A 9,923-nucleotide genomic window follows, 5' to 3' on the forward strand; every position below is an offset into this window, starting at 1 on the left:
CTCCATCACACCCTCCTTCCCCAGCCGTCATGGCCAACGGAAGAGTGGTGTACAAAAAGAGTTACGCCAGGTCAATCACAAGAGACAGTGGAACTACTAAACTACGATTCGCACGACCCACTGCGCCAACGCCAGCCCCAATAAGCTCCACAAGCCCCAAGTGAGCCAGCGCCAGTTAAGCTCTTCTTCCCCTCGATCCAAGCGGCGTATCTGCCAAGCGCGATACGGCACCTGGAAGAGGAACGCCAAGAATACCAATGGGCTGACCGGATTGAAACGCAATGCCGCCGCGAGATCGCCGTGCGCAATCGATACGAACGCGCGGGTCAGGCCGCAACTCGGGCAATCCAGTCCGGTCCAGGAGCGAAAGCGGCAACTGGGCGGCAGGACTTTGTCAAATCCGCGGATGGCGACTTGCGTCGGACTGCGAACTTCCAAGGCGAACGCCAATACGATCACGATGACGACGCCGACCAGAATCATTAGATGATGTAGTCGGCGCGTGCGACGATATTGCCGCTCAATCGCCGCTTCGTCAGTCGCGATGTCGGGTTCGGCGGTGGACATGTATGACGCTGGTGGCGTTTGAAGACGTTGTTGACAACAAGCCCAGGGCAGGCCACCGAAGTCGTGGGTGACAATTTCGACTTTGAGGGCCTGCCCTGGGCTTAGCGGCGCAAAGCTCGCGGAACAAATCCATTCTACACCGGCGGGCGTTTACCGTTCCCAGTCGCGGGCGCGGGAAACGGCCTTTTGCCATTTGGCGAAGCGGGCCGTGCGATCTGTTTCGTTCATTTTTGGCTGAAATTCGCGGTCCAACGCCCAGTTGCGGCGGACGTCATCGAGCCCTTGCCAGTAGCCGACGGCCAGCCCGGCGAGATACGCGGCCCCGAGCGCCGTGGTCTCCGCCACCACCGGACGCAGCACCGGCTTATCGAGCAGATCGGCCTGGAACTGCAAGAGCCGCGCGTTGACGGTCGCGCCGCCGTCGACGCGGAGCGACTGCAGCTTCACGCTGGCGTCGCGTTCCATAGCCTCGATCAACTCGCGCGATTGGAACGCCATCGACTCGACCGCGGCCCAAGCCAGGTTGCCGGCCGTGGTGCCGCGCGTGATGCCGAAGATCGCGCCGCGCGCAAACGGATCCCAATGCGGCGCGCCGAGACCCACGAAGGCCGGCACGAAATAGACGCCGCCGGAATCACTGGCCGAACTGAGCAATTGCTCTACTTCGCTGGACGATTTAATCAAGCCCAGGCCGTCGCGCAACCATTGCACGACTGCGCCCGCGATGAACACCGAACCTTCGAGGCAATAGGTCACCTTGCCATCGAGGCCCCAGCCGATCGTGGTCAGCAATTGGTTCTTTGATGGCACTGGCTGGTCGCCCGTGTTCATCAACAGAAAGCAACCGGTGCCATACGTGTTCTTCGCGGTGCCCGGCGCAAAGCAGGCCTGGCCAAACGTGGCGGCTTGCTGATCTCCGGCGTCACCGGCGATGGGAATCGCCGCGCCGAACAGCGACGCGTCGGTCTCGCCATAAACTTCGCTCGACGGCCGCACCTCGGGCAGCATCGCCCGCGGCACGCCGAATAGTTTGAGCAAGTCGTCGTCCCAATCGAGCGTGTGAATGTTGAACAGTAATGTCCGACTGGCGTTGCTAAGATCGGTCACATGCCGGCGGCCGCCCGTCATGCGCCAGATCAGATACGTATCGATGGTGCCGAACAGCACTTCGCCCGCTTCGCAGCGCGCGCGCAGTCCATCGTGCGTCGCGAACAGGTGCGCGATCTTCGATGCCGAAAAATAGGCGTCCAGCACCAGCCCAGACTTTTCGCGCACCATGGGCTCGCAGCCTTCGGATTTCAAGCGCTCGCACAATGGCGCGCTGATCCGGCTCTGCCAGACAATGGCGTTGCAGACCGGTTTGCCAGTTGCTCGTTCCCACAGCACCGTCGTCTCGCGCTGATTCGTGACGCCGATCGCGGCGATGTCGGTTGCCGTCGCGCCGGCCTCAGCGATCGCCTCGCGCGCCGTGGCGAGTTGCGATTCCCAAATCTCCTCGGGATCGTGCTCGACATGCCCGGGCGACGGGAGGATCTGTCGGAACTCGCGCTGCCGCATCGCGCGAATCCGCCCGTCGCGGCCGAAGACGATCGCGCGGCTGGAAGTGGTGCCTTGATCCAGGGCCAGAATATATTTTGACATGAGTGGGACGCGCGATGAGCCGGAGCGGGTGGACACGGAGGACGTATGCTACCGTGACGAATCCTGCTCACGCAACATCTACGACGGCACTTTATCGCCGCGATTTCGCGTCCCGATATGACCGTTGTTGTGGCCGGTCTTCCGACCGAGCCTCGGGCACTGGGACACGAGCTGACTATCTTCTCGCCTTGCCATCCCGAAACGGCTTGCCGGCGGCGAACAGGTCGAGTTTGAGTTCGGCGCTGGACAGCGAACCTTCCGGCGTCCTTTGCAACGCCCGTTCCTGCACCTTTCGGGCTTCGTCATAGTAGCCGGCATTGGCGAGCGCCGCGGCCAGGGTTTCCAAGTAGCGGTGATTCGATTTGCCGTCCAATTCGATGGCCCGCTTCGAGAGCTCGATCGCCAGCACTTCGTTGCGATAGCGAGGATCGGGACAGGTCGACATCAACCAGGCCGCTGACTGGAAGGCGCGGCCGTAGCTAGGATCGAGCTTCATCGCGCGACGAAAATCAGCGGCCGCTTCGGTGTAGCGTCCGCTATCGGCGTAGGCATTGCCGCGTTGCGTGTAGAGCGTGGCGTCGCGTGGGCGGAGCTTGATGGCGCGCGTGTAGTCGGTCACGGCGGCCGCGATATGCCCCAGGCGATATTTCGCGTGCCCGCGACCGACCACGGCGCCGGCGTGGTTCGGTTTGAGCCGGAGCGCTTGTTCGTAGTCGTGCAGAGCCTCGCGAAAGCGCCCCACGGCGTAGTTGATTTCGCCACGCTGGGCAAACGGTTCGGCATCACCGCGGCCGAGCTCGATTGCGCGATCTAGATCGACGAACGCCTCGTCCTGGCGGCCCAGTCGCGCCAGGCACTTGCCGCGCGATCGCAGCGCCGATGCGGATTTGGGATCGAGCTGCAGCGCCGCGTCCAGGTCGTTGAGCGCCTGCGCGAATTGCCCGCTGTCCACCAGCGCAGCACCCCGCGCTTCAAGCGCCCAGATGCGCAGTTTGCGTTCGTAACGAGCGGCGGCCGGCAGGTTATTCCCTTGCGCCGCGGCCTCGTCGCACATCGCGAGGACTTCTGTGAACTCCGCTTCGGTACCGGCCTCGCGGCTTAACTCGAAAGCACGTCGCAGGATTGACGCCGCCAGCGATTTCGCCGGCTGTCCATGCACAATTCCCTGCATGGTGACGATGAGCAACAGCGCGACGACGAATCGCGCGATGCGACGCAAGTGCTGAACAATCGGATGTTCCACGCCTTCCTCCATGAATGGCGTTGATTGCCTTTTTCTACAACTCTACGCGTGCGGTTCCGTCATCCGCCAGGGATCGAGCGATTCCTTCAGCGTTTCCGCTGGCAGGATCTTTTGTTCTTCGCACAATTCGCGAATCGTCTTGCCGGAGGCGAACGCTTCCTTCGCGAGCGCCGCGGCTTTCTTGTAGCCGATGTGCGGGTTCAGGCTGGTGACCATCGACAAACTCTTCTCAACCGAGGCGTTGCAGGCTGCTTCGTTGGCTTCCGTTCCCTTCAAACAGAGATCGACGAACGCCGTGCTCGCGCCGGAGAGCAGCGAGACGCTTTCCAGCGTCGTCGCGCCCATCACCGGCATCATGATGTTCAACTGGAACTGTCCGCCGGCCGCGCCGGAGACGGTTATCGTCTGATCGTTCCCCATTACCCGGGCGCAAACCTGCATCATGCTCTCGCACATCACTGGGTTCACCTTGCCGGGCATGATCGAGCTGCCGGGCTGCAAATCGGGGATCATGATCTCGTAGAAGCCGCAGCGCGGGCCGGAACCGAGCCAGCGGATGTTGTTGGCCACATTGAACAACGTAGACGCCACGGTTTTCAATTGCCCGTGGCATTCCACGAGCCCGTCGCGTTGGGCGTTACCTTCGAAATGATTGGCCGCTTCGACGAACGAAACGCCGCTCTCCGATTTGAGCGCCGCCGCGACGCGCTTACCAAACTCCGGATGCGTATTGATCCCGCTCCCGACCGCCGTGCCGCCGGCGGGCAATTCCAGTACGCTGGCCAGCGCTCGTTGTGCTCGCTCGACCGACAATCGCAACTGCCGCGCGAATCCGCCGAACTCCTGGCCCAGTCGCAATGGCGTGGCGTCCGCTAGATGCGTGCGGCCGATCTTGATGACCTTGTCCCACGCCTTGGCCTTGGACTCAAGCATCTCGGCGAATCGCGTCAACGCGGGCAGCAATCGACTCTGGATCGCCATCGCGACGGCGGTGTGAATCGCCGTCGGGAACATGTCGTTCGTGCTTTGTCCCATGTTGACGTGGTCGTTTGGATCGATCGGCTTCTGCGCCGCGAAGCGATCTCCGCCGGAGAGTTCGATCGCGCGGTTGCTGATCACCTCGTTGGCGTTCATGTTGCTCGAGGTGCCCGAGCCAGTCTGATAGATGTCGATCGGAAATTGATCGTCGAACTTGCCGTCGGCCACCTCGCGACAGGCTTTCAGGAGCGCGTCTACCTGCGCTGCATTAAGCGGATTCTTGCCGGAGCCCATGAGCTTGCCGAGATCGCGATTAGCTACGCCGGCGGCCCATTTCACCAGTCCCAGGGCGTGGATCAATTCCTTCGGCAACGGCGTCCCCGAGATGGGGAAATTCTCGACGGCACGTGTAGTCTGCGCGCCGTAGTACGCCGCGGCCGGGACGCGGACTTCGCCCATGGAATCGACTTCAATCCGATACTCGCTCATGACGGCCGTCTCAGTTGTATGGGGCGCGGAAGTGCTTTTCTAGCCTGTTACACTGACGTATTCTGCCACTAGCCCGACGCGCAAGCGAGGGGGAGTTGACGTCGGGACTCGGTGCGGTGCTTTTTTGGAAATATTCGTCTTCTCCCCCTCGCTGGCGCTTCGGGTTGGTGTTGGTACGACGGCGCCTCACGCGGCGTTTTTGTCTTGGCGGGTGATCAATTCGGCAACTTCCGATGGCATCTGCAGCTTCAATCCACCTTCCACGCCGCGGATGTGCAAGTCGCGCTGCGGGAAGGCGATTTCGATGCCATGTTCACGGAAACTCGCGGCGATACGAGTGTTCAGCGAATGAACGAGCGGCGCGTGCTGTTCGCGGCTGGCAATGAATACTCGCAACTCGAAGTTGAGCGCGCTCTCGCCGAGACCGATCATGATCGCCATCGGCTCAGGGTCCTTCATCACCCACGCGTTTTCGCGCGCGGCCTGCATCAACAGCCGGTGTGCCAAGTCCATATCCGCGTTATAGGCGATATTCACCGGCAGAACGACGCGCGTGATCGGATCGGTAAGCGTCCAGTTGACGATCTGGCCGGTGATGAAATCTTTGTTCGGCACAATCAACTCGCGGCGGTCGCCGTCGCTGATCGTCGTGGCGCGAATTTGAATGCGCGAGACGCAGCCGGTTGTTTGACCGACGGTGACGATATCCCCGACGCGAATCGGACGCTCGAAGAGAATGATCAGGCCGGAGACGAAGTTGCCGAAAATCTCCTGCAAGCCAAAGCCGAGACCGACGGAGATCGCAGCGACGAGCCATTGCACGTGAACCCAAGCGATGCCGATTTGGTCCAACGTCCAGACGATGCCGATCACGGAGATCAGATAACTGGCCACGGTCTTGATGGCAAATTTGGCGCCGGATTCCACCGGCAGTCGCTGCAGAACAGTGAACTCCAGCAGGCCCGGCAAGTTCTTCGCGGCGATAATCGACATGGTCGCGATCAGCACCGCCACGAGCAAGTCGGCCAGCGTTACGGAGATGCCGTCGCCGACAGCGGACGGAGTCGTCGTCGCGGGTTGTCCGTTGGCGCTTGTAGCCGGCAACGTAGCGAGCGCGACCACGTCGCCGCTGGCCTGCCAGACTTCGATGTTGTTCAACACTCGCAACGCGGGCAGCACGTCGATCCAGATCAACCAGATGCCGACCAGCGCCGCGGCGCCGACGGCGCTTTGCAACAATCGCCGCGCTTGTTGGCTGAGGAACGACAAATCGAGCGTTGCCGGCGGCGCGGCAGGTAACTCATTTCCAGGACCGGGCGTGATCTCAAATTTCGCGGCTGCATTGGCGGCGCGGCGCTCCATTGCCTGGCGGATCGCCAGTGTTCGACGCGCCACCTGCACCCAGCGGACAAACACCGCAGTCAGGATCAATAGCCCGACGATCAACCAGATCGTGGCTTCCAGTCGCCAGGTCAACTGCAACGCAGTGTAGAAGTATCCCCAGATGGCGAGGATCGCCAAGACGATCGGCGCGCCGAAGCCGACGCCGTGCCAGAACCGCTGCAGGCGCGTGCTCCAGCGCAATGGATTGCGCAGGTACGTCTCGGCCAAGGCGCCCCGGCGCGGGCGGAGGATACGATGCATGAACACGCCCAAGGCGCCGAGTCCCACGAGATACGCGAGGCGTCCGAGCGAGTTTTGCCGGGCGTCGAAATCGCCGTACTCCATCGCGCAGACGACGAACGCCGCCGGAAGCAGAACGACCATCAGCCAGCGCATGTTGCGGGAAATGATCGAGAGGCTGGTTTGCGGCCAGTTGAAATGCGCGTCCGCTAGCCCATGCCGGCGACAAACCTGGCGGAAGAATTCCATCGTCAGGAACAAGAGCGCCGTCAATCGCAACCCGGCCGAGCAACCGCGTTCGAAGTCGCCGGCCAAGGGCGCATGTTCTAGTCGGAACGACAAGTACCACATCAGCGCCGGCCACTGGATGGAAATCAACAACGTCAACGCCAGCGCCGCCAGCGTGGGCTGAAACGCCGTGACATGGCTCTTGGCGACCAACTCACCGGCGCTGCGCAAGCGGCGCCGCAGATTGCGGCCGATGCGATAAGCCAGCGCAAATAAGACGAGTGCGATGATGTTGAGCGCCGGGTTCTGGCGCAAATCTTCCCGCATTGCGTTGATCACGCCCGTCCAATGCAGCGGGTCGAACAACCATTGCGCGGCTTCCAAGGTGGCGGCCGCCGAGGCCGGACCGAATGCATCCGCGGAGCGAATCCACAGCACGCGTTCGTCGATGTACTCGCGGAACGCGCTCGTTTCGCTGACCAGCTTTTCTTCGAGCCCCTGCAACTCCACGGTCTCGGCGAAGTACGAATTGTTGTCGTTAATCAACGCGTCCAGCGTATCGCGTCGCGAGACGAGGAGCTCGCGCGCGGCGAATTGCAACGCGCCCAGCGACAGTTCGTCGGCGTCGTTGCGTGCGTCTCGCAGGGCCTCGGCCACCTGACCATCGATATCGGCAAGCTTGCTCCGCTCATCGCGCAGCGTGAGTTGCTCCAGCGAGATATTCCCGATCTGCGTCTGCCGCGCGCGAATCGCCGCTTCGTGCCCGCGCAGATCCGGGAGCAACTCGCGCTGCTTGCGCAGTACTGCGCCGTTCGCGTCGGTCAGTCCGACCAGCTCGACCTTTTTCTTGACGTCCGAATAGCTGCCTTCGAGCTCCTTGAGCGTCTGCTTGACTTTCGCTTGGGCCTGTTGCGAAGCTTCGATACGGCTCACTACGCCGTCGGGACCGGTGCGTTGCTCCGCCCAGTCGGCGTTCTGATCGGCGAGTTTTTTCATCGCCGGATGAGCGCGCGCCGCGCTTTCGCGAGCACTCTTGGCCTGCCGTTCGGCATCCAGTCGTCGTTCCTCGTTGAGTCGCAATTGGAGCGACTGCACTTGCTGCTCGGTCTGTGCCAGCAACCGCGCGGTGACATCCTGTCGCAATGGTAGAATCGCCGCCGTCGTGTCATAGCGGCGCAACTCTTCGAGCAAGGCAGTTTGCTGCGCGCGGAGGCTTTGCGCGAGTGTCGCCAGAAAGGTTTTGTTGGCAATCGCCAGCATCGGATGCGTTTCGTCCGCGGGAGGCAGCGAGACGTCGCGCTCGGCCGTGGCCAATTGCGTGGCCAACGCTTCAACTTGTTTGGAAATCTCCACGCGCCGATCGGCCCGGCGTTGCGGTTCCGCGAGTTGATCGACGAGGCGCGTCCGCAACTTCGCTAACTCGACTTCGCGCGTGGTGAGTTGTTGTTCGATCTCGGCTAAGGTGGCTGGCTCGGCCGTGATCGCCTCGCGCCCCGGGGCCGCCTGATCGACTGCCTGTCGAAGCTTTTGCTGTTCGTCTGGGGCGGTCGCGATGGCTTGCTGGTGCTCGGCGTAGCGGGCCTTCGCCGCCGCCGCGACGGCCAGTTCTTCGTCCGCACGGCGATACAACTCCGTGACGCGCTGTCGCGTGACGTCGTCCAGCGTAGGCGTCGCGTCCGCTTCCTCGCGACGCGCCTTTACGACTTCAGCAGTGATTTCCTCGGTTTCGGAAACCTCCGCAACGACGGGTTCTTGGGCGACAGCGCTGGAAGATACGGTGCCGCAGGTCATCGCGGCAAGCAACGCCCATTGGGGCCAAACGTACGGTTTTCGGAGCAAAACTAACGTGAACATATCCTGCTTTCGGTCGGTCCAACGACAACCTCTCCAAAATCGGGCATGGCTATAGGCTTCCCCAGCACGCACGTCAACGGCAGTTCAGCAACGCCGGGCAGCTTGGCTAATTCACAGGATTTGGGGATGCGCGCGGAAGCCTGCGGGTCGTATCGAATGTATTGGTTTTAGCGCTTTGGGCCGAAATATTTGGACTCTTCGATACAATCCGCCGATTACGCATCTTAAGAAGAAATGGCGCTTCCCGCGCGTCCGTTTCTTTCGTCAGGACCCAACGACCCACAGCGAGGTTTTGAACATGTCCACCCCATTCACCGCATGGCTGCGGAGGGCGAGTATGGCCCTCGCCTGTGGCATGGCGTCGCCGGCGTTCGCGCAGGCGCCGCAACCGTTTGTCGCCCCGCAAAACCCCGCCCCGATTCCCACGAACGCCGCCTTCGGCTCGCCATCCGTCGGACAGGCCACCGTGACATTTCGCCCTGTGGCGGGACATGCGGCTGGACCGGTTCAGTCCGCTGTACAATCAGGCGTGGTACCCGCGACGGCAGCGATGCCGCCGCAGCAACCTGTGGCGCAGCACGCACACTACCAGTCAGTTCCAGGGCAGTCGCAACATCAGGTGCGCCAGACGGCGCTCGTGCAGCAATACGACGAATTCGTCAAGCAACTGCCGCCGAGTCCATCGACCTATCCGCTGGAACGGGCGGCGCAAGTCATTCCGACCAGCCTGCAGGGCGATCCGGCCCCGGCGCCGACGGACGTGGCGCCCACTCCTGACGGCGAAGTTGGCCCGGCGCCGGCAGCCATGGTGCCGCCGGCCAGGATGATGGAAGGTGATGGACATGGTCACGCCCATTCGCACGGCGGCTCGTGCAACCAATGCGGCAAAGGCAACGCCAATTGCGGCTGCCACCGTGGCCCGTCGGGCGTATTCTGGGTTCGCGCCGATTACTTGCTCTGGTGGACCAAAGGCAGCCCGTTGCCGCCGCTCGTGACCTCCAGCCCCGACACCACGCCGATCGCTCAAGCTGGCGTACTCGGACAGCCAGGCACGACAGTTTTGTTCGGCGATAACAACGTCAACAACGAAGATCGCTCTGGCTACCGTTTCCGCGCCGGCTATTGGTTCGATTGCTGCATGTGCTCAGGCATTGAAGCCGAGTACTTCCAACTCGACACCAAGACCGACAGCTACGACGCCTTCTGCCCGCCGGGCGGCACGTTGAATCGCCCGTTCTTCAATGTTCAAACGGGCCTGCAGGATTCGGAGTTGGTCTGCTATCCAGGCGTTGTCAACGGC

The 9,923-nt window shown here is 62.1% G+C and carries 6 protein-coding genes; 1 reads left to right on the top strand and 5 read right to left on the bottom strand.

Features of this window, described 5'->3' with window-relative positions:
• Window positions 1–96 precede the first annotated feature (96 nt).
• The 5 genes from SGJ19_19770 to SGJ19_19790 all read right to left on the bottom strand — a co-directional run bounded on the left by SGJ19_19770 (window position 97) and on the right by SGJ19_19790 (window position 8,623).
• The gene (locus SGJ19_19770; protein ID MDZ4782491.1) at window positions 97–567 is read right to left on the bottom strand and encodes a DUF2752 domain-containing protein; all 471 of its coding nucleotides are present in this window, start codon (window positions 565–567) and stop codon (window positions 97–99) included.
• A gap of 150 nt (window positions 568–717) precedes the next feature.
• Window positions 718–2,208, bottom strand: a complete 1,491-nt coding sequence (glpK, locus tag SGJ19_19775; GenBank protein MDZ4782492.1) for a glycerol kinase GlpK — start codon at window positions 2,206–2,208, stop codon at window positions 718–720.
• 175 nt (window positions 2,209–2,383) lie between these two features.
• Window positions 2,384–3,451, bottom strand: coding sequence for a tetratricopeptide repeat protein (locus SGJ19_19780; GenBank protein ID MDZ4782493.1), 1,068 nt, complete (start codon window positions 3,449–3,451; stop codon window positions 2,384–2,386).
• A gap of 42 nt (window positions 3,452–3,493) precedes the next feature.
• Window positions 3,494–4,918, bottom strand: a complete 1,425-nt coding sequence (locus tag SGJ19_19785) for a class II fumarate hydratase (protein MDZ4782494.1) — start codon at window positions 4,916–4,918, stop codon at window positions 3,494–3,496.
• 186 nt (window positions 4,919–5,104) lie between these two features.
• Window positions 5,105–8,623 carry a mechanosensitive ion channel gene (locus SGJ19_19790; GenBank protein MDZ4782495.1) on the bottom strand — a complete coding sequence of 1,173 codons (3,519 nt, stop codon included), beginning with the start codon at window positions 8,621–8,623 and terminating at the stop codon, window positions 5,105–5,107.
• Window positions 8,624–8,960: 337 nt separating this feature from the next.
• On the opposite strand from SGJ19_19790, the gene SGJ19_19795 reads away from it, so the two are divergent.
• On the top strand, window positions 8,961–9,923 hold a 963-nt coding region (locus tag SGJ19_19795; protein MDZ4782496.1), incomplete at its 3' end, for a BBP7 family outer membrane beta-barrel protein.

The organism is Planctomycetia bacterium, assembly GCA_034440135.1.
Taxonomy (GTDB): Bacteria; Planctomycetota; Planctomycetia; order Pirellulales; family JALHLM01; genus JALHLM01.

Bases quoted from the DNA above. Each gene is read 5' to 3' on its own strand.
- SGJ19_19770 (MDZ4782491.1), bottom strand. From the start codon at position 567: ATGTCCACCGCCGAACCCGACATCGCGACTGACGAAGCGGCGATTGAG.
- glpK (MDZ4782492.1), bottom strand. From the start codon at position 2,208: ATGTCAAAATATATTCTGGCCCTGGATCAAGGCACCACTTCCAGCCGC.
- SGJ19_19785 (MDZ4782494.1), bottom strand. From the start codon at position 4,918: ATGAGCGAGTATCGGATTGAAGTCGATTCCATGGGCGAAGTCCGCGTC.
- SGJ19_19790 (MDZ4782495.1), bottom strand. From the start codon at position 8,623: ATGTTCACGTTAGTTTTGCTCCGAAAACCGTACGTTTGGCCCCAATGG.